The following is a 25,288-nucleotide window of genomic DNA, read 5'->3' as shown; positions in this document are numbered from 1 at the left end:
GGAATAAGCAGATTCTCTTTTACCTGAAATCGCGAGGTACTCTTCTGGCGGTTCCGCTCTCAATCGCAGCCCGAATAACTTTTTCACGCACCCGCTGAACGGCATTCTCGTTAAATACGCCGGGGATAATATACAGCTTATTTAATTCTTCGGGACGGATGGTGCTCGCAATGGCTTCTGCTGCCGCCAGCTTCATCTCTTCGTTAATTTCACGGGCGCGACAGTCGAGTGCCGCGCGGAAAATGCCGGGAAAGCAAAGCACGTTGTTGATCTGGTTAGGATAGTCTGAACGTCCGGTGGCAATGACGCCTGCAATGTCTTCGATATCCTCGGGGGCAATTTCGGGAACCGGGTTAGCCATGGTGAACACCACCGGAGCCTCGTTCATGTGTTTTACGTCTTCCCGTTGAAGCAACCCGCCAGCCGATAGACCGATAAACACGTCAGCGCCTTTCAGAACCTCGGACAGCGTGCCTGACAGCCGCTCGGGATTGGTATGCTGTGCATACCAGTTCCACACCGGATGATCGTACGTTTCATCGGCTGTGATGGCCCCGTGGCGATCTACACCAATGATGTTAACTGCACCCGCAGATAGCAAAATTTTAGTGCAGGCTACACCCGCAGCTCCGATACCGCAGACGACGATTTTGACATCAGACAGCGCTTTGCCGACGACCTTGAGTGCATTGATCAGCCCTGCGTACAAGACAACAGCGGTGCCATGCTGATCATCATGAAAAACAGGAATATCCAGCTCCTGACGCAGCCGTTGCTCAATCTCAAAGCAGCGAGGTGATGAAATATCCTCCAGATTAATACCGCCGAAAGCTGGAGCGATTTGCTTGATCGCTTTGATAATTTCCTCGGTGTCCTGCGTGTCCAGACAAATCGGAAAAGCATCAACGGACCCGAGCTGCTTGAACAGCATGGCTTTACCTTCCATGACTGGCATAGCTGCATAGGGGCCGATATTGCCCAAGCCCAGGACAGCGCTCCCGTCCGAGACGACAGCAACGGTGTTCCGTTTGATTGTCAAACGGAAGGCTTTGTCCGGCTCCTCATGAATCGCCATGCACACGCGTGCTACATCTGGAGTGTACACCCGGGACAAGTCGTCGCGATTCTGTATCGGAACCTTGGGCTGCATTTCAATTTTACCCCCGAGATGCAGCAGAAAGGTCCGGTCAGAAATGGACAGCACCTTCACGCCTTGAGCTTTTTTAATCCGGGCAATCATTCGGTCGATTTCGGCCGGGTCGGCAATGGTCACTGTAATATCCCGCACGGTGACCTTTTCAGAGGTGCGAATGACGTCAATCGCAATAACATCCCCACCATGTTCGTTGACCAGCGTAATCAATTGACCAAATTGGATGTGCTCGGTGGAAATTTCCAGTCGTAAAATGATGTTTTTACCGCCAATACCGCCTTGCATGCAAATTCCTCCTTTGTGTTCCATAAAAAAATAAGTGGGATCAATTGATTGCGCTTACAATCGAAAGCGTGCCTAAGAGGTGCAATTTAATATTTCAACTAGTGGATTCTTTCCCTATCATAGTGAACAATCTCTCACTTGTACAGATAAAGCTGAATCAATCTCCCATTTTGCATCAAAAAAAGGACAAAAGCCCGGCTCCATGTCAGCTCCAAAGCTATGGTCCTTTTCTTATAGATAACCTGTAGTCCATTCTACTGCCTTTATCCCGCTATGTCATATTTTTGCCGTAATAGATTTCGTCCATTTCTATCTTAAGCCGGGCGGTTATGTTTTGCTGCTCGTTCTCGCCCAGACTTTCCTTCGTATAGCCGAATAGATAATTGTCCAGATCGAATTGTTTCAGCTTGCATTTGGTGTGGAAAATGTTTTCCTGATATACGTTCACGTCTATCATGTCATACTGGCTGCGCACTTCGTCAGGAATATAATTTTGAATGGAGGCGATGTCATGGTCAATAAACAGCTTGTGTCCATTCGTATCACGAGTAAAGCCGCGTACCCGATAATCAATCGTCATAATATCCGTGTCAAAGGAATGGATCAAATAACGGAGTGCCTTGAGTGGAGAGATTTCTCCACAGGTAGAGACGTCAATATCGGCTCGGAACGTGCTGATTTCCTCGTCGGGATGATATTCCGGGTAGGTGTGGACAGTGATATGGCTTTTATCCAACTGCATAACGACAGAATCGGGCAGAGGACCGGGTGATTCATCGTAAGACTCTGTAGGCACCTCCACGATAGGACCTTCCGATATAAGCATGGTCACACTGGCTCCTTGAGGAACATAGTCCTGCTGGGCTACGTTGAGCACATGAGCTTCAATGATGTCGGACACATTTTTTAAAATGGCAGTCAGTCGATCCGCGTTGTATTGTTCGTCAATATATTCGATATAGGCCTCGCGTTCTTCCCTTGTTTTGGTATAACAAATATCGTACATGTTGAAACTTAACGATTTGGTCAGATTGTTAAACCCGTGCAGGGTAATTCGCTGTTCCGGTGTCATGGTCATGGGCTATTTCCCCTTATAGTCGCAGTATTCATACATAATGTTCCCATCACGTCTTTTCATATACAATGAATCAACGTTCATGTACACTCAAGTTCTGCTCATATAGACGAATTTCTACGATTTCAGCCCGTGGGCAACCGTGAGTGGCCTCCACAACCAGACGAAGCTGATCTGTAGCAACGGGGTTCCTGATTTCATGAATCCTTTTTCGCTTTCGATTATTTCGTTCCGTGTGGAGGGTTACCCAGCTTCCATCTGTAAATGCCTCGATTCGATAATGACGTACCAATTCGGGCATAACTTCAAAAGGGGTCCGATGATGGTGAAGATTGATCAAATCCTCGTTAACGTCATCATTAAAGGTACAATGAATCTCCCGAACAATCGTTTTTTGCGGCAGCCGCAGCTCAATCCATGCTTCCTGTCCGGCAAGCAACGGATCGGATACCCACATGTTTGGTCCACCATATGGTCGTACATGCCCGTTTATAATATTAGCGGGAGCGTAACTTTTCGTTTCCTCTATAATGCGAAAGCAAAAGCATTTGCGCACCATAGACGTGGCACCGGATCGCATGGTCCATTCCAGCACCGCGCTGGCTCGCACATATCCGTGCAGTCCCGAGCTCGAGCAGACAGCCTGATCCTGTATAAAAGAAAGCACGCCGCTGAGCGGTTGATGGGACATGTATAGCGATACATGTTCATTCGCTCTCACGATCAAGAAGGCATTCGCTGCCTGGTCAGGTGCCCAAGGCAGACGGGCCTCAACCCACTGCCGATCACCTGCGGAAACCGCAGTTTCACAGGAGGCTTGGAGCGAAGCAGGTACATAGTTTTGCGGTTTGCCCGTGTCCCACAGTTCAAACCGGATGAGCGTATCCTGCTTCACATCCACCAGCAGGGACACAGTTTCCACCCTGCTGTGAACAGGGAACAGCAGCCCTGCGGCTTGTCGTAACGGTACGCGTTCATCGGGCGAGTCCACACACAATGCTTTAAGGCTGCTGGACCCTGTTACCGTAGCGCTTCGGGCAATATCCCGCGTGTCCTGATTCGTCACGCCGAGCAGGGAAGCATCCTGCCGCAGCAATGTCTGTTGCAGCAGCGACAAATGCTGCTCGCAAAGCTCGCGGGGAGTCATTTCGCGTGCTACGCATAGCGCAGCGCCTGTTCCGGCCGCTTCGCCTATCACCGCGCAGGTTGCCATAACGCGCAGCGTACCGAAGGCGACATGCGTGGCGCTAATATTTCTGCCTGCAAATAATAAATTACTCACATTCGCGGAATACAGGGAGCGAAACGGGATGTGGTACACGCCGTCAGGCTGCAAATGGTTTGCCCCGCTTCCCGGATCATACATGCCATGCGGTGGATGCAAATCGATGGACCAGCCACCAAAGCCAACCCGGTCCGGGAACAGGGTCTGCTCCTCGATATCGCGCTGATGAACCGTGTAATCACCGATAAACCGTCGATATTCCCTTTTGCCCGGAATCGTCCCGACCCATTCCAGTGTCATTGTATCTGCATCGAACTCCCCTGAATTTTTAATATAATCCCAGATCCCGTAGATAACCGACCACAGCTCGTCACGTATCCGTTCATTATCATGTACCGTGTCCAGTTCACCGCCCCATTCAATCCACCAGTAGTGGCAGCCGGAATCTCCGCTGCGAAGGATTCGGCTTTTGGGAATCGGTGTTTGGCGGATGTCCTTGGCAAAGGAAGGAGGTACGTATTTGACGGAATGCCCGGTATCACGTGTATAAAATAAAATCGTACTGCCGAGTAACGTCATATCTGCCATTTCAGGAGCCAGTGATTCTCCGAATTCTTGCTGTGACTCGCGTCCCAGCCGATATTTGGCACCTGCCAGGAATCCGACCAGCCCGTCTCCCGAACAATCAAGGAACATGCTGCTCTCAAAGCGGATACGCCGTTCCGAGCCTGTCATCCATCCGGTCACTGCCCGAATCATACGCTGCTGTCCTTTTTCCTTAGACTCGCTTTCCTTAGATTCGTTGGTTGCGAATACAAGTCCCTCCGATTCTACATCATAAATATCCGTGTTGAGGAACAAGGTAATGTTCGGTTCAGCACGAACAAGATCAAGGACAACCGCATCCCACAGATAAGGATTCCCGTCAGGGTTGCGATACTGATTCGCCGTGAATAGCTCGCCCATAATGCCGCTTTCGCGGGCGTATCGGTTTACCCCGTGCTTCGTGGCTCCGCATACCCATACCCGCACCTCGCTGCTGGAGTTTCCTCCCAGCACCGGACGATTTTGTACCAGCGCCACCGTCTGGCCCAGACGAGCCGACGCAACAGCCGCACAGACACCGGCTAATCCCCCGCCTGCTACGGTAATATCGGCGCTAAAGGTTTCCTGTCTCATGCAGTCTCACGCTCCTTTATGATCGATCGAGATCATGTTACCCGAGTGAGCTTCGTTTTGACATGCACGGAAACATCATGCACATATACTTAATTTCACGTTCAGCTAATCTTTAGTAACAGGATTTATAATGTGACTAGGTGGATCATGAATAGCACGCTTTGTGGATATTTGGCTCATAGTCAGCAGGACATGGAAAATGAAGGTGGTGAACGCCCGTGTTTGGGGTACACATTCATCAGCATGTATATTGGAAGCGGAAAGAATTTTTTCAGTTGGCGTTTGATACTGACGCGTATTGGATTGCCTATGTAATTGAAGAAGGAAAGTTTGCTTATACTATCAAGGAACACCGTGGGGAGGCGAAAGCCGGGTCCTTGATTCTTTGTCCGCCCGAAGAGGTATTCCACCGTAAAATCCTAACGCCGCTGAGCTTCCACTTTTTTCGTTTTTCACTCCCTGAAGCCAGTAGCATTGGCGCATCAATCCATGCTGTTTTGGATAAAGAAGATGAGGATCGCTTTCTATCGAATTGCCGTTATTTATGTGCGAACGCGCTGGATGATAGCAGCCATGTCCGAACATGGAAAAATCATCTGCTGGAGGATTTGTTTTTTCTGTTTTGGAGCAGAGCCAGCAGAGGGGCACGGAGGAACGTACGAATCGGGTGAATGACCCGTTGATCCAACGTGCGCTTCACTATTTTCAGGAACATGCATGTGAGCCATTGTCCATCAAAGAAACGGCTGCTTGTTTGGGGTTAAGTTCGGTGCAATTCACGAGGCGCTTTCAAGCGGCGGTGGGCTTGACACCCATCCGGTATGTGACCTCACTGCGTCTGGAGAAGGCCCAGACTTTATTGCTGGAGACAGAATATACGCTGGATGATATTGCGGAAAAATGCGGATACCTGAACGGATTTTATTTTAGTCGGGTTTTTTCCGCCAGAAGACACATATCACCTTCACAATACCGTAAACTTAACCGAATATGATTATAGACTTGTAAGGATAGTGACTTTGGGCATTGCATAAAATGAAAAAAGAAACTTCAGCTAAAACCAAGCGTATAATAAAATAAACGTAAGAAGCTGAGAATTATGAAGTTAAAATGAATTTGATAGCAAAAAGGATTTCACAATACCATGCCATGTTACACTGAAAGTAAAACGGTGAAAGGAGTTTCAAGATGCTGGCTTTGTCCGATCCGGCCTGGGCTTTGCTCCAAGGCCCTATGGTTCCTCTCAATACGTCCCGGAAATGTTGAAGCAGCTCCAAGCCGGATATGACGGCGAAATAGCTGACACCTTGTATTGGGAGGAACTATATCACCAAAATACGTTATATACATGTACCTTTGCGGCTGTACCGTACCTCGTAGATATTGCGTTAAGCAGTTCTGATATAAGTATTCGAGCAGATATTTATAACATTTGCGGAATATTTGAAGCGAAAAATGTTAATCCCTTACATTCAAAAGTTCCGTTGGAATTTGCAAGGGATCAGGTAGAACTGGATGCAGGTCTGGCTGAGTATATATATGAACAATACCAGCAAGCCATTGTCCGGCTTACCGAATTGACCGAGGAAATGGTATTGTATGCCAAGGATCACGAAGGAAATGTCGGCAAACGATATGTTTTGGCTGCGGCTGCTGCCTTTCAGGGTTATCGGTGCGTAGCTTTTATGCTTCAAAGCTTTGATACTGGGGATGAATATACGCTGGATTGTCCGCATTGCGGAACCCCGCTCTATATTTGGCCTGTTGAACAGAGTGATGTTCTGGTGGCTTACGATAAAGATCCGGTAAATTCAAACAGTCTGGTTCCCTATTCGATCCAATCCGGCTCATTGGACCATAAAGGCTCGAATCTACAGTGGCTATACCAATATGCCCAAAAAATTGAGGAAAACAACCTTTTAGCGCATTTACCCTACTTAAACGGTTGGCTGAATTGTCCTGTTTGCAATGCACCCATTTCCATTTGGGACGAGCTGATGAAAACGGCCAATGGTGTCCGAAAGAATACCGCTTAATGAATAAAAAAGGGAGCTGTATCATACAGCCCCTGATTCCCCGTAGATTTCTTCCACTCCAATTATTCCTGCCTGTTTTACGTAAGTCTACTCTCGAAACGGATTTAAAAAGGTTTTAGGAATGTCAGATTCAAACCGCAGCAATACTCCAGTGACGGGATGAATAAACGACAGTACCCGAGCATGTAGGCCGAGGCGGCCGATAGATTTGGCTTTAGAGCCGTATTTTTTATCTCCGACAATCGGATGGCCGATATCCTCCATATGAACGCGAATCTGATTCTTGCGTCCGGTTTCCAAACGTACTTCCAGCAAGGAAAAATGCCGATTGGCCTGTAGCAGCTTGTAATGAGTAACGGCGTGCTGTCCGTCATTCGGATATGGGCTGGAGTACATTTTCAACGTCTTGCTTTCCTTTAGCCATGAGGTGATGGTGCCCGCAGCTTTTTTAACCTGTCCTTCTACGAGAGCGATGTACGTTCGTTCATATACAACTTCCTTCCACGCTTGTTGCATTTCCTGCTGTATGGCTTCGCTTTTTGCAAACATCATGACTCCAGATGTATCACGATCCAGACGATGCAGCACAAAAATACGATTGTATGGATGTTCACGTCGCACATGTGCCGTAAGCTGACGGTATGCCGTTACTTCCTGTTCCTGCGCAGAGGCGACGGACAGCAGCCCGGCATCCTTGTGGATGACAATAATGGCCTCATCCTCATGCAAAATACGCAGCCCGGTCAGCGGCACAACGGGAGTGATCTTTTCCTTGGAGAGGGCCACGGTCTGACCTTGCTCCAGCGGAAAATTGAACACGGTACGAGGAATGCCGTTCACGGACACCTGTCCACGGGCCAGCGCTGATTTAATGGAATTGCGGCCCATGCCAGACACATGCTCTACCAAAAAATTCAACAGCTCGGCAGGCTCCTGTACAATATATGTTTTTGCAATGTTTTTTTCCGGTTTACCGTGCTCTCGGGCAGCATTTTTATCAAAAACGCCCGTTTTGCCCCGTGCTTCGGGTCTATGTGAGCCGGATTTTCCGGCGGGTTTGTGGCTGCGCTTGGCGTTGCCTGTGTTTGGCGTGGATTTTGTATGATTTTTTCGATTGGGTTTACGATTGTTCATGGGTTCTTTCTCCTTCTTGGTACCGTGTCTCATCATAGTAATGGACAAACTTGCGGCACCGTGTTCACTATATCATGAGAAAACAGCAAACGCCATGGTAGAAGGGTTCGATAAGAATTTCATTATACATTATGCCTATGGACTTCCAGCGGTTGAACATTGCCCTGAACCCCGGTAAACTAAAGGGTAACGAAAGATAAGCCGATATGCGTCGAGGACGCCAGAAATATGAGGGGTTTTGAAACTATGAGTGTACAAGCACCAACATTGGAACGGGCGCAGGATCTACTGCAAAAATTTTATGGCTATCCCGATTTCCGGGAAGGCCAGAAGAAAATTGTCGCCAGTATGCTGGAGGGCAACGATACGCTGGGCATTATGCCGACAGGCGGCGGGAAATCCATATGCTACCAGATTCCTGCGCTACTGCATGATGGGCTGACGATTGTTGTATCACCGCTGATCTCGCTGATGAAGGATCAGGTGGATGCGCTGACCACGATGGGGATTGCGGCTGCCTATATTAATAGTACGCTGAGTGGCCGGGAAGTGAACGACCGCATACGTGCTGCACGGAATGGAGATTTGAAGCTGCTATATGTTGCACCGGAGCGGCTGGAGCTGGACTGGTTTCGCGATGAGATGGCGCAGTTGCCGATTTCCTGCGTTGCGGTCGATGAGGCGCACTGTGTATCCCAGTGGGGACATGATTTCCGTACCAGTTATCTGGCGGTGGCTCCGTTCGTGGATGGGCTGTACGAGCGCCCGATTGTAGCGGCATTTACAGCAACGGCGACACCGCAGGTCATGGACGACATCGTGCGGCTGCTTCGCCTGCGTGAGCCGGAGACATTCGTCACGGGCCTGGGACGGCCAAATTTGGCGTTCAGTGTGCTGCGTGGGGAGGACAAGCGCAGCTTTCTGCTGAATTATGCGCGTGAGCATGACGGCGAATCGGGCATTATTTATGCAGCAACACGCAAGGACGTGGACGACCTGTACCAACGGCTGCGGGATGCGGGAATGGCGGCTGGGCGTTATCATGCCGGGATGACCGATCAGGAACGGGCAGACAGCCAGGAGGGTTCCTGTACGACGATATTCGTGTCATTGTAGCGACTAACGCCTTCGGCATGGGGATCGACAAATCGAACGTGCGCTACGTCATTCACTACAATATGCCTAAAAATATGGAGGCTTACGTACAAGAGGCGGGACGCGCAGGACGTGACGGCGATCCGAGCCAATGTATTTTGCTGTTCGGACCGCAGGATATTGTGACCCAGAAATTCCTGATCGAGCAAAATCCGCAGGATGAGGACCGCAAGCGCAACGACTACCGTAAGCTCCAGCAGATGGTTGATTATTGCTACACGACTCGCTGCTTGCGTACGGCGCAGCTTGAGTATTTTGGCGAGGCAGAGGAGCATGAGGCTTGCGGCACATGCAGCTCATGTACGGATGAACGGGAACTGGTAGACATGACCATTGATGCGCAAAAGATTTTTTCATGTATTCATCGCATGCGGGAACGTTTTGGTGTTTCGATGGTAGCCTCGGTATTGAAAGGCTCGCGTAACAAAAAAGTGCTACAGTATGGCTTTGACAGCCTGCCAACCTATGGTGTAATGGGCAATCGGACGGAAAAAGAAATTTCTGAAATTATTAACGTCCTTGTATCGGAAGGCTACCTGCTGCTGTCTGAGGGACAATATCCGGTTGTCCGCTTGCAGCAGCCTGCGGCTGAAGTGCTGAAAGGTCAGCGCGAAGTCATGCAGCGTGTGGTGCGACATGCCACAGCTTTTGCAGGTGGGACAGGCTCACGTGGACGACAGGGACGCGATGCGTACCCAGCGGCAGTCAACGAAACGGTGTTCGAGCAACTGCGCCTGATTCGCCGCGATTTGGCCGCGCAGGAGCATGTGCCGTCCTATATCATTTTTAATGATGCTACGCTGCGTGAGATGAGTGTAGCGAACCCGCAATCTGAGGCGGATATGCTACGAATCAAGGGTGTCGGCGAAGTGAAGTTCCGCAAGTACGGCAAGCTGTTCCTTGATTTTTTTCAAAATCAGGGGAATGCCGGGGGAACGGTGAGTGAAGATGAGATTTATGCGGACGATGTGTACGAGGATTTTGAATAGCTATACTAAAAGATATGAGGCGTCATGCAAACTATAAAAGGTTGTGACCTATGAAAGTCATTTTATCAACGTTAAACGCAAAATATATTCATACCTCGCTGGCAATCCGGTGCCTCAAAGCCTACAGTGAAAAGGACTTTGACATTGAGCTGGCGGAGTATACGATCAAGGACCCTGTGATGAACATCGTATCCGACCTGTTTCAGCGGGGAGCGGATGTCATCGGCTTTTCCTGCTATATCTGGAACATTGAAGAGACGATTAAAGTCATTGATGTGTTGAAAAAGATTATGCCGGAGGTCAAAATCATTCTCGGTGGCCCGGAAGTCTCTTACGATACCGACCATTGGATGAAACGCCTGCCGAATGTGGATTTTATCGTTGTCGGTGAGGGGGAGGAAACCTTTCATCAACTGCTTCAGGAGATTGAGGGTACGCAAAAGTACCATTTTGTATATGGACTGGCCTACCGCAAGGGAGAAGAGGTCATTCAGATGCCGGGCCGTCCAAAGGCGGACTTGAACGAGCTGCCGTCACCGTACCGCTTTGCAGAGGATATACCGGAATTAGGCAAACGGGTTGTTTATTTTGAAACCAGTCGGGGTTGCCCGTTCAGTTGCCAGTTCTGTCTGTCGAGTATTGAGGTAGGGGTCCGTTATTACGATATTGAGCGCACGAAGTCGGATATTCTGTATCTGATCGACAACGGAGCCAACCTGATCAAGTTCGTGGATCGGACCTTTAACATTAAACGCGATTATGCGCTGGAAATGTTCAAGTTTCTCATTGAAAACCATCGCGGATGTGTCTTCCAGTTTGAGATTACGGCAGATATTATGCGTCCCGAGGTGTTGGATTATTTGGCGGAAAACGCGCCGCCGGGCGTATTCCGCTTTGAAATTGGCGTCCAGTCGACGAATGATCCGACCAATGAGCTGGTCAAGCGTCGCCAGAACTTTGCCAAGCTTTCCCGTACCGTTACGAAGGTCAAGCAAAGCGGCAAGATCGACCAGCATCTCGATTTAATCGCCGGCCTGCCTTTGGAGGATTACAACACGTTCCGTAAAACGTTTAATGACGTTTTTGCGCTCGGCCCGGAAGAGCTTCAGCTCGGCTTCCTCAAAATGCTGCGTGGCACGGGGCTGCGCATCGACGCAGACAAGTACAACTATACGTACATGGACGTTGCGCCTTATGAAATGCTGAGCAATGACGTCCTTTCCTTTGCCGATATCGTTCGGCTCAAACGTTTGGAAGATGTGCTGGAGAAATACTGGAACTCCCATCGTATGGATCATACGGTGAACTATCTGATCGAGCGCGAATTTGCGTCCGCCTTTGATTTCTTTCAGGAGTTCGGAGACTATTGGGAGGGACAAGGCTGGCAAAAAATCGGCCACCAGCTCGAAGACCTGTTCACGCGTCTCCAGTCCTTTCTTGAATCACGCGGAACGAAGCGAATGGATATGGTGCTTGGGCTGATGAAGCTCGACTATTTCCTGAACCATAAATACAAGCCGCGTAAAATCTGGTGGGAACACGCCTTGGAGAAGGACGATTGGTCCAGCTATATGAAAATGGCTCTCCAGCACCCGGATGCGCTGTTGTCACCTGTGGTTGCAGACTTTGTGGCAGATGCGACGCAAACTGCTGCACCTGCTTCTCATGCTACAGATGGCCATTCCGTTTCGGACAGTCCGCAGCCGCAGCCATACCGCGAGGTGATTCCGTCTTTCGCTTCCTTGAAGCTGGGTGAAAAGGAACTGCAAAAGCACGCTGTGCTGGATGTTCTGCCGTTCCGGCTGGATCATATTCTGAGTGGCGGCAGCCCTTTGACCGCTGAAGGCCGAACGTTGCTACTCGTAGTTTACCAGCAAAACGAACAGCAAAAGCCACTGTACTACACCATGCCGATAGGCAAGGAAATTGCAGCGATTTAAGTGGAATAAGGTACAAATGACATCTAAACATCAGAAGGCATCGTTCTTGACAACACAAGAGTCGGTGCCTTCTTTTGACGAATGAAAAGAGTGATCAGATTGGGCTATATTATGGATTTAAGAAAAGTGGTAGGTACCAGACCCTTAATCATGGCAGGCGCTTGCGTGCTATTACTTCATGAAAACAAATTACTGCTAGGACTTCGAACAGATAATGGTTTGTGGGGATTGCCAGGCGGGTCATTGGAACCGGGAGAATCTATGGAAGAGGTCGTGGTAAGAGAATTAGCTGAGGAAACAGGACTGAAGGCGGGTAGCCTTACTCTATTGGATGTATTCTCCGGGCCGCAATTATACTATAAATACCCGCATGGGGACGAAGTATACAATGTCGTTACAGCCTATATTTGCACCGAATATACGGGCGAGCTAAAGGAAGATCCAAATGAAGTCAAGGAATTAAGATTTTTTGATCTCGACCAACTTCCTGATGAAATTAGTCCTCCGGATATCCCCGTTATTCAACGCTTTTTACAAATAACCCTGCTTTCAAAAAAAAATTTGGGATGAAATGCTGTCATCTGATATATGAATAGAGAATGTTAGGTGGGCAATCTTACATTTGGGTGCCTGAATAAAAGATTTTCCATATTGGCAATATGGTTTTTCCTGTGATAAACTATAGCCAATAGGTATATACTAAAAAGAGTAAGGATGCTTCCAACATCCTCACTCTTTGACAACAGCCGCTTATAAGGGCGGTGGCTGTGTTAACAAAGGCGCTGAAGTAGACCGTTTACCTTTGCTGAGGGCGGTCTACTTCTTTTTGTTGAAGGAAATAATCAAGATCACCAACGTTGCAAACTGAATCATCAACATCAGCGTATCTTTAACCTCCACAGGCATCACCTCCTTTGCAGGAGACTAGCCGACCGCCCATCTAAGCCATTCTGTTGTTAGTTTATAGTATATCATATGGATAGTCTTGCTAAAAAGGATAAAAATGAAAACGTCTGTTTCTAGGTGTTTGTTTTCTATTTGAGATAAATAGGTTTAGATTGTAATTATTAGTCGGTATAAGATACGCGCAATTCATCTAAAAATTGTATGGCGTCTTTAAATCCTTGTAAATATATTTGGTTCTCCAAAATAGATTGAAGAGAGATTTGAGCATCTTCATATAAGAATAGTGTGTGTTCGAGATGTTCAGGAACGGATTCACGAATTTGCTGGAAGTATTGGTTACATTCCATAGAAAATTGATTGTATTCTGGTGTGTTTTTGGAAAGCATGCTATACAATTTTTCTAATCGGTTTCTGATGATGGGTTCAATTAATATCTCTAAAGAATTAGACATGACTTGCAAACCTCCGGGATGAAAAATATTTTTAACACGCTATTAAAAATTATCATGTAAATATTGTATCATTACATAGCGATCTGGTATACCGAAAGGTGACATCATAGTGACATCAAATCAATAGGGAAATATCGAACATTTTGTGAACATTCTTAGATAGACTTAAAAAAGGGAAAATTATTCCTTCTAAACAGATTTTTGTCAGAAAAGCTACCATTGAAAATCTGGATAAAATCGCAGAATTGTTTGATCAATACCGAATATTTTATAAACTGGAATCGGATATCGAGGGAGCGCGAGCGTTTTGTCGCAATGGAATCTGTCATCTTTATCATAAAGGATGCAGAAGAAGATAAATTGATCGGATTTACACAATTGTATCCTTCGTTTTTTTCTATCTCGATGAAAAGTCATGGATATTGAATGATTTATTTTTTAAGTGAAGCTTACCGAAACAGAGTGTAGGTCAATTATTATTGGATGCAGCTCAGAAACATGAAAAGCTAACTGGAGCCAAAGGAATGGGTTTATCAACAGGAAGGGATAATAAGACGCCTCAATGAAAGAAACAGCTATATCAGGGACAAGGAATTTTATTATTATGATTTGACTTTATAGCTGTAATTACGTTATAAAATCGGTTATAATGAGGTAAGAATAAGTAAGGAGCCGTGCGCTAACACGGCTCCAGCATACAACAACTGCATAAAGAGCAGTCGGCCGCGTAAGATAAGGTCGGAAATAGACCGTTTTCCTTAGTCAGGGCGGTCTATTTCTTTTTCATGTAGGTAAGTAACGCCAGAATGAACATGCCGAACATGATCATTAAGGAGATAGCATCTTTGACCTCCATGGGCATCACCTCCCTTCTGGGAGACTAGCCGACCGCCCTCTATAGCCGTATATTGTATTAGAAAAGTATACCATAAATCAGGAATAATTAAAGTAATAAAGTACTTAAAAACGTCTTTTTGAATCTAATAGAGCTTTCCCTCATTATACTCAACCTTTACTCCTCTGTTGTTCTCCTCCCCCAAACATATTTCATTATAAAAAATATAATGGCCAGTACCATAAGAAGCAACGCGACCTGTAAGCCATAACGATGTATAAGTTCTCCTGCGGTTTGTACATGATCGCCGAAAAAATGTCCGAGCAAAAAGAAGATTAGCGTCCAGATCAAGCCTGTTGAGTAAGAGAACAAAGCATAACGCCTGAAGCTCATTTTATTGATCCCGACAATATAAGGGATGATGTGACGGACAATCGGCAGGAAATAACTGATGCAAATGGTGAAATTGCCATACTTATGTACCAAATTTTCCGAAAGTGTAATGTACTTGTCCATCTTCTTTTTTCGTCGTAAACGATCCAGAACGGTTGTACCCAAGAATCTTCCCAATACATAACCTAAGGACAAGCCCGATATAACCCCTAGATATACGATGAAAAAGGCGAGTAACGGTTGAAGTATTCCCATGCTGGTTACAGCCCCGCCAGTCATCACAATCACTTCGTCTGGAATGGGTAGCCCCACAATCCCGAGCCATAGGGAAAAAAATAGTGCCGCATAGCCATACTGTTCGATGATGGAAATTAAGTATTCAACGTCCATAACGACTCCCCCTATTCATGCTTTCTTCCGGCATACATAGACGAAAGCAGGTGGAATGTTCATGGGCACAAACTTGATTTCCTCAATATCAAACCATTCCCCTAACTGCTGCTTCATTTGCTTGGAATATTGAAAGGCAATAAACATTCCCTGATCCTTGAGCGACAGGTGAATCTGATCTACAATTTGATCCCGCATCGTTTGTGGAAAATTAAAAAATGGCAGCCCGCTTATAATGCAGTCAAGCTGTTCAATTTCGGCATTTTGCATAGCAAGTTGAAGCTCACGGGAGTCGGAATAACAAAGATAATTCGGAAATCTCTTTTTTAAATCTCGTCTCATCGTCTGATCCTTCTCAAAAAGCAGCACCTTGGTTTGTTCCCTTGCAGCAGACGGGATATACTGGGTAATTGCGCCAGTACCAGCACCAAGCTCGGCAACGGTATGAACTTCACTCCATGGAATAGACTCAATCATTTTTTTGGCTAGAAATCTGGAACTTGGCGTTATACTACCCACATATGCTGGCGAATGAAAAAATTTAAATAAGAACAGAAATCTCTCGTGAACCAAATGACTAATACGGATCATGAACCGTTCCCCTACTTTCGATTTTCTGAATACGTTCGTTTATTCTCTGCTAAGAGTAACAAATTATACCTTTGCTTGCTCCTGTCTGGAGTAGGGTTCATATCCCCGTCCTGCGGCGGGGATTTTCCTTGACTATAGTCCAGGGAGCAGGGAAAGAGGGATTCGAACGGCTGCTATTCGGGAAGTCAAGGAAGAAACGGGCATAGATGTGAGCTTGTCCGATTTTGCGGGGTTTATCAGAATGTGAAGCATTCGATTGTGATTCATTTCTTTATAGGGAGACCTGTACAGATTCTAACTGGGCGAATGTGACGCTGAACGCGAACAATCAAACATTGCCGGGCAGCATTACTGCGGATAAACTCAGTTCCATTACAGCTAATCTGAAAAACAAGACAACCCTGAGAGGTGCTATTAATTCGGAAAACACAGCCCAATCGGTTGCGTTAAATCTCGATAAAACAAGCAAATGGGCCGTTACAGCAGATTCTTATCTGACCTCTTTGACAGACAGTGACACTAAACTCTCCAACATCGTGGATAACGGACACACCATTTATTATGATGCAGGTGCGAGTGCAAATAGCTGGTTGAATGGGGAAACTATTACCCTGTCCGGTGGAACCTGCTTCTATCTTGTTACTGTATCTAAATATAACCCTTGAGAAATGAAAGGGTGACTTTACATGGAAATATTTATACAATATAAAACAGTCACAGTTAATATAACCTTGCAATTTTTTTTATGTTTAACTCAGGATGTCGTGGATTTTCAGATAAGATATGGAGTTGATCAAGAATGCGTATACGAAGACGTTTTTCCATTATGGATAAGTATTTTTGTGCATCAGAGCCTAATTCAATTTCGTAATTCATTTTCAAAATCCTTTAACTTGAAACTTGTTCCATTGTCAAATTCTTTTTTGCATTCTTCATAGCTTGGATATCGCTGTCTGTAAGCGGCTCATCGTCATATGGGATGTGAGAGTCTAAAGGGTGATTAATCAGACGTTTGATTAAGTCTGCAACGAGAGGGAAATGTTGACCACAAATAAAAAGAATATACCACTAATATATCATAGAAATAATGCAGGGTAGTAACAAGGGTGAAGCTTTAACGTGAATATCTATTTCAAGCGATGATAAATTTTTAATTTGGAGGAACTATGCCATGACATTGGAAAATCAAGTGAGTCGAAGCAGTAAGGATGAAGCGCGATTTGTCAGAAATAAATTGATTGAATTTAATGCGAAACACATACCTGAGGATATCCGAACCCGGTATGAGGAGATTAATCTTACCCTCAAAAAAGACGATGGTCAGGTGATCGGTGGTCTGTTAAGTGTGCTGTGCTGGAACTGGGTGGAGGTTGATATTTTGTGGGTAGATCAGAGCTACAGAGGGAAGGGCTATGGTTCACAGTTGCTTGGTGAGATCGAACAAATCGCCAAAGATAAAAAGTGTACCTTTATACAACTCAACACGTTTACTTTTCAAGCCCCCGATTTTTATGAAAAGCATGGGTATGAAGTGATCGGCGTCATTGATGATGCCCCCCGAGGCTTTAAGCACTATTATTATAAGAAAAATATCTAGTGAGGACTCTATATATGCGCGTTCAAATCAAGGAAATCGAAAAACATCATAAAATAATGATTCGTAGTGACGGTGAGAAAAAAGTATTCGGCTATTGGGCGCGCTTTTAGTTATGTTTATGTACAGATTCGGCTGAGGTAAAATGGTATACATAGTGATTGATCCGAGAAGAGGTGGCACATGTCTAGTGAAAATAGTAAATCGAAAACGATGGGTGCTTTTCTGAAATCACGCAGAAATCGACTTCAGCCGGAACAGGCAGGAATTAGACGTTCACAGGGGCAGCGAAGAACGCCGGGACTCCGACGGGAAGAAGTCGCTATGCTGGCTGGTGTCAGTGCAACTTATTATACATGTGGAACAAGGGAGAGAAGTAACAGCTTCCAAGGAGATTATCGAGAGTATAGGAAAAGCACTACAGTTAACCGATGATGAGAGCGCACATCTGATTCAATTGTGGAATCCCAATGAGACGGTTGCCATTTCGTCCATCCAAACAACGCTGAATCCGCAATGGCAGAATATTATCGAGCAATTGTCCTATCCTTCCTTCATCAGCAATGACAGGGCGGAGGTGCTCGCTTGGAATAGCGCAGCGAATGAGGTCATTATCGATTTTTCTTCCATGCCAGTTTCTGAACGCGTCATGATCCGATTGTTGTTCGTTGATCCGGGGTTACGTCGTCGTATGATTAACTGGGAAGAGTTTGCGTCGTATTCGGTCGCTGTCTATAGAACCTATTATGACAAGTATCGGGGAGATCCTTGGTTTGAGGAAACGGTGGAGCAGTTGCGTGTGGAGAGTACGGAGTTTGACACGATGTGGAAGCTGCACAATATCCAGCTCAAAAAAGTGAATCGCGTTTCTTTTCAAATCCCTGGTGCTGTGGATGTAGTTTCATATGATATTAATTCTCTGGCGAGTATTGCAGACCATCCGGATATGCATATGTGTATCTACACGCCGATTTTGGAAGGGAAAGCTTCATTCAAATAAACAAAAATAACCTGATGCTGACCTTGTGCCTGGTAATCTTGTTACTAGCATAAACATACTGTGGTTGCCTCCTTACAGGTGGATTAGAATGAGTATTGTTCAATTCATCCATTACCCCAAAGAAAAGAGGGAGCCATAATATGCAGAAAAGAAAACTGGGACGCGAAGGGCTGGAGGTGTCGGCTCTGGGTCTGGGCACAATGATGATGCCGAACAACGAGGAGTCGGTACGTACGCTTCAGGGAGCGCTGGATCTGGGTGTGACATTGTTCGATACAGCAGATATTTACGGTGAGGAGTACGCACAGCAACAGTTTGGAGGTAATGAGAAGCTGGTTGGACGGGCACTCAAGGGTCGACGGGATGAGGTTGTGATTGCGACTAAATTCGGGATAACGCACACTCAGGGTCCCAAGGGAGATCCGGCTTATATTAAAAAGTCCGTAGATGCCAGCCTATTTCATCTCGGGATTGATTATATTGACCTGTATTATCAGCATCGGATCGATCCCAATACCCCAATCGAAGAGACCGTTGGAACGATGGCCGATCTGGTCAAGGAAGGAAAAATCCGTTATATTGGCCTGTCGGAAGCGACTGCCGAGCAGATCCGTCGCGCCCATGCGGTGCATCCGATTACTGCGGTGGAAACCGAATACTCTTTGTGGAGCAGAGAAGTGGAAGACGAAGTTCTGCCGCTTCTGAAGGAACTGGGAATCGGCTTTGTGCCGTATAGTCCACTAGGTCGAGGCATCCTCACGGGCCAGATCAAGAAGTTCGACGATCTGCCAGAGGATGATTATCGCCGTCACTTTCCGCGATTCCAGGGCGAGAATTTCGCCAAAAACCTGGAGGTCGTCACCCTGATCGAAAAGTTCGCAGCCCAAAAAGACTGCACTGCCGCTCAGTTGGGATTGGCATGGCTACTGGCACAGGGGGATCATATCGTCCCGATTCCGGGAACGAAGAGACTGGAAAGAGTGCAGGAAAATCTTGGCGCTCTACAGGTTTCCCTGTCGGAAGCCGAGCTTGCGGAGATCGAACGCATCTCGCCAAAAGGCTTTGCCGCAGGTTTCCGCTATCCCGGTGGTCATGTCTAAGAACCTGAATGGGGCTATAACAAACGCAGTGCTACAAGACTCTTTGCTTTGGTACTGTGCAATGGCACCACTGGCAATATGAAGTAGATATTGGCATTACAGTAGAGCTTTTTATGAGACCGTTTCTTTCTGAAGTCGCTGGGTAGTACCAACGGCTTTACGGAAAAACGGTCTTTTTTTTCGATGATGCACCGACACAAAAATTCTGGTTCGGTTTTTAAATTTTGGAGAAATAAGCAGCTATTATACTGGCCAAAGTCACAACTCCGATAACGATGATGGCTGCTGTCGCACTGCCTGTTGCATCGGTGATCATGCCAAGCACGGGAGCAACAACCAAGGCGCCAATGTTCGAAACGGTGACGATAAAGTCGCTGGTTTGATTGGTTGCTTGTGGCTGAGAAAGCTTCGTAGCTCATGTCCAGTAAGTCCCGCCGTATAGGTAGGCTGAATTTCAATTTATTTTGAACGTCCAATACATTTTAAGGCATGAATTCTTTGATCCAGTCTATGGTTTGAGTTATTGCGCGATATAAAATAACGCGTTAAAGTTGGAGAATACCATATTTAACCACGCGGTACCGGCTGGAAAGATAGAAGTTATACTACTAAAGAATAGTTATAAAGAAAGGTATGATCGGATTGACCACAGAAGTGACACACAAAATATATACGATGTGCATGATTCAGGACGGAACCAAGGTATTGCTCATCAACAGACCGGATAAAAAAGGCTTTCCGGGTTACATTGCGCCAGGAGGGAAAGTAGAGTTTCCAGAGAGCATTGTCAATGGAGCCATTCGTGAAGTGAAGGAAGAAACCGGACTAACGGTTACGGAGATTGTATTTAAAGGAATTGACGAATATTGCGACCCGAGCCAAGGATTAAGATATATGGTCTTTAACTATTTAGCTACGGCATCTGAAGGAGAATTACTGGAAAATCCTCCTGAGGGAGAACTGCTATGGGTAGATATGAAGGAAGCGCTAGACTTGCCGATGCAGGATTGGTTTAAGCGGAGATTTCCGTTGTTTTTCGAGCCGGGAACGTTTGAGGTAAGTTTGGTTTGGCTGGCGGATACCGACGAAACTTTGGAAGCAACGGTCAAAAACTATGGGGTGTAGAAATGACGACGACCATTTATTTTTCCTCTAACCGGTTGGGGGAGGTAGCAGATGACCAATTGCAGAGGATGCTGGATCGTTTCAATCTGGGTCGCCTGCGATCTTCGGGGAAAACGCCAGAAGGCGTCATGGAACAAACTCTCTATATTTCTTCAACGGCTGGACAATTTGTGTTGAAGGGCAACCCGCTTTTTCAAGGGCAATGGGCGGAAGAGCAGTTTATAGTGGAGCAACTACATACAAGGACTCAAATTCCTGCGCCTGCACCGTATCTTGTGGATGAAACCGAGGATATTTTTGGCTGGAGCTATTCTATTATGCCTTGTTTAGACGGTCAGCATATACATACGCCCGAGCTTCAAGCGAGACTGACACCGCCTGATCAACAACAGATGGCTGAAATGCTGGCTATTGTGCTACTGGAGCTTCATAGCTGGAAGGTTGAGGATAGTGGTGAGCTGGATACATCCAGCCTAGCCATTCGTCCTTTTGATGTCTCTTATCGGGTGTGGTTATATGGACGTATCCGTTACTGGCTAGAGGATGCCCGAAAATACTCAGACATTTCCGTGCAGGACATAGCATGGGTAGAGGGCATATTGGAAGGCTCACGCCAAGTATTCGATCAACTGAATACCAACACATTTGTAATGGGAGATTTTAAACCGCAAAATTTCCTTGTTAAAAACGGCGATGGTGGTTGGAAAGTCAGCGGGCTTTTTGATTTTACAACAGCCTATTTTGGGGACGAGGTTGCAGACCTTCCGAAAATAACCATAATGTATCTGGAGAATGGAGAGGAAGAGCTGGCCAGACGTTTTCTTACAGCTTACTTGAAAGGGATGGAAGACAAAAAAGGATTTGTTGAGCGCTTCCGGGTGCATATGCTGCATCAGCAGATTTTAAATTGGGGTTGTGCCAAAGCGATGAAGCAGGTCACTTGGGATGACAAGCTATCTTTTGCAGATTGGGCTCGGAAATTCACGGATATTGAGGGTTATGAACACTAAGCAGAAGAATTGAGATTTTAATATGAGGAAGTGATTGACGTGCAAACAGTCAGATTGGTAAAGCCGGAAAACGTAAGGAAAGAGGCCTATCTTTCTTTTTATGAGGATTGGAAAAAGAGTCAGGAGCTTATGGTACCGTGGGTGATTTCTACAGAACCGTATGATTTTGAAGGTATGCTGACGTTTTTGAGTAATCAGGAAAATGGAATTGGTCTGTCTGAGGGCTGGGTCAAAACCTCAACATACTGGCTGGTGACTGCCACTGAGCAGGTCGTCGGAGCGGTGAACATCAGGCATAATCTTAATGAAAAGCTGTTGAATGCCGGAGGGCACATCGGCTATGGTATCCGTCCTTCCGCACGGGGGAATAGCTACGCGGTTACTATGCTTGCGTTGGCACTGGAAAAAGCAAAAGAGCTGGGGATTTCCAGAGCTTTGGTCGTATGCGACTCCGATAATATTGCCTCCAAAAAGACAATCCTCCGAAACGGGGGCATGCCGGACTGGGATTACGTAGAGGAAGACGGGAAGCGTATGAACCGATTTTGGATAGAACTGTAAGCAGATTATGGCATAAAAAAGGCGAGCCCGTTTTGCTTGATAGCAATGTGGACTCGCCTTTTCGCAGATTACGATGGAGAGGTTTATTTTTGATGCAATACAATAAACCGTTCGTTATCTGTATTGCTGGCTGATGCACTGGCACGCAGTTGGTTATCGCTCGTAACGCTCACAAAAAGATGATTCTCTTGCGATTGCAGTGTAATTAATCGGTTAGCCGCTTGGGAAACGATAAATTTCTCTGCATTTCCTGCTGTTGCACTTCCGGTGGTAAGTAGCTGATCATCGCCTACGGATACGTAGGAGCCTGCTCTTTCGGACTTAAAGGTGTACAGCTTGTTGCCTATATACTCCAGCGTAAAGGTTTCCGGCTTTTTAATATTACTTTGATCATCCGTTTTAAAACGGTACGCTATGGCACGTTGGTGAGGCGGAAACGAACAGTATGGGTGGTATTATCAACCATATCATGGTGCATGTGCGTAGAAACGCAGCCAAACTCATAGATCCGACGATCACATATAAGCAAGGGATGGAGGATAGCTGAAAAAGCGTTGCGTGCTATAGTGCAGCAATCCCTGAATACCTCAGGAGAATGAGAAAAAGTAACATCCATATAAACCGTATAAAAATGTAGTTCCAAGGTCGCAAAAGCCTTCGAAGCGGATATGTTTTTAATTTTTAATTGATATTGATAATTATTATCACTTATAATAGAAGCAGACATATCACGTTAAGATAGGGAGAGTTGCAGAGTGACAGAGTCCTTGGAATTATATGATGTAACGATAATCGGCGGTGGTCCTGCCGGTATGTATACCGCATTTTACAGCGGAATGAGGGATATGAAGACCAAGCTGATCGAAGCCAAGCATGAGTTGGGCGGACGGATGCGCATTTACCCGGAGAAGATGATTTGGGATGTTGGAGGTGTCACGCCGATATTATGTGAAAAGCTGATCGATCAGCTAGAGCAGCAGGCGCGGACATTCGAGCCTACGATTGTGCTGGGACAGCAGATCACAGGTTTGGATCGGCAAGAGGATGGAACGTTCCTGCTGACTTCTGCGACAGGGGAACAGCATTGGACACGTACGATAGTTTTGGCAGTAGGCTATGGCATTCTCAAAATGGCCAAGCTGGAGATTGAAGGCGCTGACCGCTATGAGGTTACGAACTTGCATTATACTGTGCAAGAATTGGAGCCGTTCCGAGGCAAGCATGTCCTGATTTCTGGCGGAGGAGACTCGGCTGTGGATTGGGCGAATGAGCTGGAGCCTATTGCCGCGAGTGTGACGGTAGTCCATCGTCGAGAGCATTTTGGCGGACATGAGAAAAATATAGTTCGCATGAAAGTGTCTTCTGTCCAAGTCCTGACACCTTACGCGGTGAGCCAGCTACATAGTAACAATGGCGAGACGATTGAACAGGTGACGATCAGCCATATAGAGACGGGTGAAACACAGATATTGAACGTCGATGCAATCATTGTGAATCATGGTCTGAAATCCGACTTCGGCCCGCTTCGGGATTGGGGACTGGATATGGGTGAGTGGCACGCCAGAGTGAGTGAGAAGCTGGAAACGAATCTGCCGGGAATTTTTGCCGCAGGCGATTTTGTGGAGTACGGAAGCAAGCTGTATCTGATTGCAGGTACATTCACGGATGCTGCTCTTGCACTGAATAGCGCCAAGCTGTACATTGATCCCGCAGCAGATAAAGTGGCCTATGTATCTTCCCACAACAGCCGTTTCAAGGAGAAAAACCGCGAGCTTGGTGTCGTGGAGTAAGATGCGAAAATAAGTTTAATAGGATAGGGATAGGGATAGGGATAGGGATAGGGTAGGCAAAATGCAAAAGAACTTCCGTGACTACTATTAGAGTGGTTTTGGAAGTTCTTTTTTTTTGCATGTCCACTGACTTTTCATCCAGAGGTTGGATGCCATCAATGATATAGAATAAAATAAAGATGGCCTGTCCATTTCGGCCTTATTATAGTATTTTGAATAGAGAAATAAGGAGCGTGAAAAAATGAGTATACGAGAGGAACTTGAACGGTTAGCTATTCGTCTGCCTGATGATACATTGGAAGCTTTGCATGTACATAACAAGGAGCAGAGTATACGGGAGTTTCAGTTTCGACTCTTGAGTGGACAAGAGCTTGTCGGGGTCATGGAGTGGGTGGCGCAGTTCGAGGTGCTTAAACCAATTGTCAGCGAATTGGATTCGCTGATTCCCTATTTGGATGATGAGGATATGTATGTACAGGACGAGCATGTACCCTTTTGGGACATCACGGGTATGAGCCAGCAACCGATCGATTAAAAGAAGTGGTGGAGCACGGAAATGCCGAATGGGAAGCTGGCAGCCCGCAAGGCGCTTTCGATGATCCGTAGCAAGCAAATGAATAAGCAAAAGAACAAGGATTAGAAATTAAAATAGCCTGCCATGGAATACAAGGGCGGGAGCGGAAGGTGACTTATGGAGAATCGAACAGAGCAACAGGAAGCTATTTTAGCAGATATTATTCAAAAGGCAGAACCCTTTGTACAGCAGCAGTTGGAGCATGACCACAGTGGTCACGATTGGTGGCACATTGACCGGGTGAGAAAGCTTTCCCTCGAAATTGCTGCCAAAGAAGGCGCAGATACGTTTATTTGTGAACTGGCAGCGCTACTGCATGATGTAGCGGATGAAAAATTAAACGACTCCAAACAAGCGGGGCTGGATAAAGTGGAGCACTGGCTGCGTCTGCATGTAAGCGATTCGGACGTGATTACGCATGTGATGACCATTATCGCTACAATGTCCTACAACGGTGGGCAAAATCCGCCTATGAATACGCTGGAAGGTCAGGTTGTGCAGGATGCAGATCGGTTGGATGCACTTGGAGCGATTGGCATTGCGAGGACTTTTATGTATGCAGGCTCAAAAGGCAGTATGATGCATCACCCGGAAAAGGATTTTCACAGCATGCTTATCGTGCTACGGGGAAAAGTGCTATATATCATTTTTACGAAAAGCTGTTAAAGCTCAAGGATTTAATGAATACCGCGTATGCCAAGGAGTTGGCGGCTGTCCGGCATCAATGGATAGAGATGTATTTGGAGCAGTTTTACAGAGAGTGGAATGTGGATGATAAATAAGAATTTCAATAAGG

At 46.4% G+C, this 25,288-nt stretch carries 25 protein-coding genes and 3 pseudogenes; 18 read left to right on the top strand and 10 right to left on the bottom strand.

Features of this window, described 5'->3' with window-relative positions:
- Positions 1-19: 19 nt before the first annotated feature.
- The 3 genes from ASL14_RS04650 to ASL14_RS04640 form a co-directional block, all read right to left on the bottom strand.
- A complete protein-coding gene (locus ASL14_RS04650) occupies positions 20-1,438 on the bottom strand; it encodes an NAD-dependent malic enzyme (RefSeq protein ID WP_134910625.1) in 1,419 nt (472 codons plus the stop codon).
- Positions 1,439-1,709: 271 nt separating this feature from the next.
- Complete coding sequence (gene speD / locus ASL14_RS04645) at positions 1,710-2,516, bottom strand: adenosylmethionine decarboxylase (protein ID WP_134910624.1); 807 nt, start codon at positions 2,514-2,516, stop codon at positions 1,710-1,712.
- Between the two features lie 70 nt (positions 2,517-2,586).
- Positions 2,587-4,917, bottom strand: coding sequence for an FAD-dependent oxidoreductase (locus ASL14_RS04640; protein ID WP_134910623.1), 2,331 nt, complete (start codon positions 4,915-4,917; stop codon positions 2,587-2,589).
- 218 nt (positions 4,918-5,135) lie between these two features.
- On the opposite strand from ASL14_RS04640, the gene ASL14_RS04635 reads away from it, so the two are divergent.
- The 3 genes from ASL14_RS04635 (at position 5,136) to ASL14_RS04625 (ending at position 6,953) form a co-directional block, all read left to right on the top strand.
- Complete coding sequence (locus ASL14_RS04635; protein ID WP_134910622.1) at positions 5,136-5,588, top strand: hypothetical protein; 453 nt, start codon at positions 5,136-5,138, stop codon at positions 5,586-5,588.
- A complete protein-coding gene (locus tag ASL14_RS04630; RefSeq protein WP_189338229.1) occupies positions 5,585-5,911 on the top strand; it encodes a helix-turn-helix domain-containing protein in 327 nt (108 codons plus the stop codon). Before ASL14_RS04635 ends, ASL14_RS04630 begins: the two co-directional genes overlap by 4 nt.
- Positions 5,912-6,176: 265 nt before the next feature.
- Positions 6,177-6,953 (top strand): hypothetical protein, encoded by a 777-nt coding sequence (locus ASL14_RS04625; protein WP_223264197.1) that lies wholly within the window; start codon positions 6,177-6,179, stop codon positions 6,951-6,953.
- Positions 6,954-7,040: 87 nt separating this feature from the next.
- Here ASL14_RS04625 and ASL14_RS04620 read toward each other — a convergent pair whose 3' ends face one another.
- Positions 7,041-8,087 (bottom strand): RluA family pseudouridine synthase, encoded by a 1,047-nt coding sequence (locus tag ASL14_RS04620; RefSeq protein WP_134910620.1) that lies wholly within the window; start codon positions 8,085-8,087, stop codon positions 7,041-7,043.
- A 246-nt stretch (positions 8,088-8,333) separates the two neighbouring features.
- Here ASL14_RS04620 and recQ point away from each other — a divergent pair.
- The 3 genes and pseudogenes from recQ (at position 8,334) to ASL14_RS04605 (ending at position 12,741) form a co-directional block, all read left to right on the top strand.
- Positions 8,334-10,231, top strand: a pseudogene (gene recQ, locus ASL14_RS04615) (DNA helicase RecQ).
- Between the two features lie 50 nt (positions 10,232-10,281).
- Positions 10,282-12,171 (top strand): B12-binding domain-containing radical SAM protein, encoded by a 1,890-nt coding sequence (locus ASL14_RS04610; protein ID WP_134910619.1) that lies wholly within the window; start codon positions 10,282-10,284, stop codon positions 12,169-12,171.
- 99 nt (positions 12,172-12,270) lie between these two features.
- Positions 12,271-12,741, top strand: a complete 471-nt coding sequence (locus ASL14_RS04605) for an NUDIX hydrolase (RefSeq protein WP_134910618.1) — start codon at positions 12,271-12,273, stop codon at positions 12,739-12,741.
- Between the two features lie 246 nt (positions 12,742-12,987).
- Here ASL14_RS04605 and ASL14_RS29475 read toward each other — a convergent pair whose 3' ends face one another.
- Positions 12,988-13,077, bottom strand: coding sequence for a putative holin-like toxin (locus tag ASL14_RS29475; protein ID WP_007429455.1), 90 nt, complete (start codon positions 13,075-13,077; stop codon positions 12,988-12,990).
- A gap of 161 nt (positions 13,078-13,238) precedes the next feature.
- Positions 13,239-13,529: a hypothetical protein gene (locus tag ASL14_RS04600; RefSeq protein WP_025684591.1), complete on the bottom strand. Its 291-nt coding sequence runs from the start codon at positions 13,527-13,529 to the stop codon at positions 13,239-13,241.
- Positions 13,530-13,792: 263 nt separating this feature from the next.
- On the opposite strand from ASL14_RS04600, the pseudogene ASL14_RS27770 reads away from it, so the two are divergent.
- A pseudogene (locus ASL14_RS27770) lies at positions 13,793-14,150 on the top strand (GNAT family N-acetyltransferase).
- A gap of 151 nt (positions 14,151-14,301) precedes the next feature.
- Here ASL14_RS27770 and ASL14_RS28760 read toward each other — a convergent pair.
- From ASL14_RS28760 to ASL14_RS04585, 3 genes are all read right to left on the bottom strand, one after another.
- Complete coding sequence (locus tag ASL14_RS28760; protein WP_229716897.1) at positions 14,302-14,352, bottom strand: putative holin-like toxin; 51 nt, start codon at positions 14,350-14,352, stop codon at positions 14,302-14,304.
- A 189-nt stretch (positions 14,353-14,541) separates the two neighbouring features.
- Positions 14,542-15,147 carry a DedA family protein gene (locus tag ASL14_RS04590; protein WP_134910617.1) on the bottom strand — a complete coding sequence of 202 codons (606 nt, stop codon included), beginning with the start codon at positions 15,145-15,147 and terminating at the stop codon, positions 14,542-14,544.
- 15 nt (positions 15,148-15,162) lie between these two features.
- A complete protein-coding gene (locus ASL14_RS04585; protein WP_134910616.1) occupies positions 15,163-15,738 on the bottom strand; it encodes a class I SAM-dependent methyltransferase in 576 nt (191 codons plus the stop codon).
- Positions 15,739-15,859: 121 nt separating this feature from the next.
- Between ASL14_RS04585 and ASL14_RS27240 the strand changes: the two genes are divergently transcribed.
- The 8 genes from ASL14_RS27240 (at position 15,860) to ASL14_RS04550 (ending at position 22,128) form a co-directional block, all read left to right on the top strand.
- Positions 15,860-15,985, top strand: coding sequence for an NUDIX domain-containing protein (locus ASL14_RS27240; RefSeq protein ID WP_442953258.1), 126 nt, complete (start codon positions 15,860-15,862; stop codon positions 15,983-15,985).
- 61 nt (positions 15,986-16,046) lie between these two features.
- A complete protein-coding gene (locus ASL14_RS04580) occupies positions 16,047-16,403 on the top strand; it encodes a hypothetical protein (RefSeq protein WP_223264196.1) in 357 nt (118 codons plus the stop codon).
- 506 nt (positions 16,404-16,909) lie between these two features.
- On the top strand, positions 16,910-17,335 hold the full coding sequence (locus ASL14_RS04575; protein WP_134910615.1) for a GNAT family N-acetyltransferase: 426 nt from the start codon (positions 16,910-16,912) through the stop codon (positions 17,333-17,335).
- Positions 17,336-17,672: 337 nt separating this feature from the next.
- Positions 17,673-18,332: an MmyB family transcriptional regulator gene (locus ASL14_RS04570; protein WP_223264195.1), complete on the top strand. Its 660-nt coding sequence runs from the start codon at positions 17,673-17,675 to the stop codon at positions 18,330-18,332.
- A gap of 140 nt (positions 18,333-18,472) precedes the next feature.
- Positions 18,473-19,432: an aldo/keto reductase gene (locus ASL14_RS04565; RefSeq protein WP_134910614.1), complete on the top strand. Its 960-nt coding sequence runs from the start codon at positions 18,473-18,475 to the stop codon at positions 19,430-19,432.
- A 633-nt stretch (positions 19,433-20,065) separates the two neighbouring features.
- Positions 20,066-20,557, top strand: coding sequence for an 8-oxo-dGTP diphosphatase (locus tag ASL14_RS04560; RefSeq protein WP_134910613.1), 492 nt, complete (start codon positions 20,066-20,068; stop codon positions 20,555-20,557).
- Positions 20,558-20,559: 2 nt separating this feature from the next.
- On the top strand, positions 20,560-21,567 hold the full coding sequence (locus tag ASL14_RS04555; RefSeq protein ID WP_134910612.1) for a phosphotransferase family protein: 1,008 nt from the start codon (positions 20,560-20,562) through the stop codon (positions 21,565-21,567).
- Between the two features lie 39 nt (positions 21,568-21,606).
- The gene (locus ASL14_RS04550) at positions 21,607-22,128 is read left to right on the top strand and encodes a GNAT family N-acetyltransferase (protein WP_134910611.1); all 522 of its coding nucleotides are present in this window, start codon (positions 21,607-21,609) and stop codon (positions 22,126-22,128) included.
- A gap of 83 nt (positions 22,129-22,211) precedes the next feature.
- On the opposite strand, the gene ASL14_RS29220 is transcribed toward ASL14_RS04550, so the two are convergent.
- Positions 22,212-22,508 carry a fascin domain-containing protein gene (locus tag ASL14_RS29220; RefSeq protein ID WP_335338622.1) on the bottom strand — a complete coding sequence of 99 codons (297 nt, stop codon included), beginning with the start codon at positions 22,506-22,508 and terminating at the stop codon, positions 22,212-22,214.
- A 375-nt stretch (positions 22,509-22,883) separates the two neighbouring features.
- Between ASL14_RS29220 and ASL14_RS04540 the strand changes: the two genes are divergently transcribed.
- The 3 genes and pseudogenes from ASL14_RS04540 (at position 22,884) to ASL14_RS04530 (ending at position 25,274) form a co-directional block, all read left to right on the top strand.
- On the top strand, positions 22,884-23,918 hold the full coding sequence (locus tag ASL14_RS04540) for an NAD(P)/FAD-dependent oxidoreductase (RefSeq protein WP_134910610.1): 1,035 nt from the start codon (positions 22,884-22,886) through the stop codon (positions 23,916-23,918).
- Between the two features lie 241 nt (positions 23,919-24,159).
- Positions 24,160-24,453 (top strand): hypothetical protein, encoded by a 294-nt coding sequence (locus ASL14_RS04535; protein WP_223264194.1) that lies wholly within the window; start codon positions 24,160-24,162, stop codon positions 24,451-24,453.
- 156 nt (positions 24,454-24,609) lie between these two features.
- Positions 24,610-25,274, top strand: a pseudogene (locus ASL14_RS04530) (HD domain-containing protein).
- The last annotated feature ends 14 nt before the right edge of the window (positions 25,275-25,288 follow it).

The organism is Paenibacillus sp. IHB B 3084, assembly GCF_001447315.1.
GTDB lineage: Bacteria > Bacillota > Bacilli > Paenibacillales > Paenibacillaceae > Paenibacillus.
The sequence above is the reverse complement of the archived record's forward strand: the minus strand, read 5'-3'. Positions and strand labels throughout refer to the sequence as shown.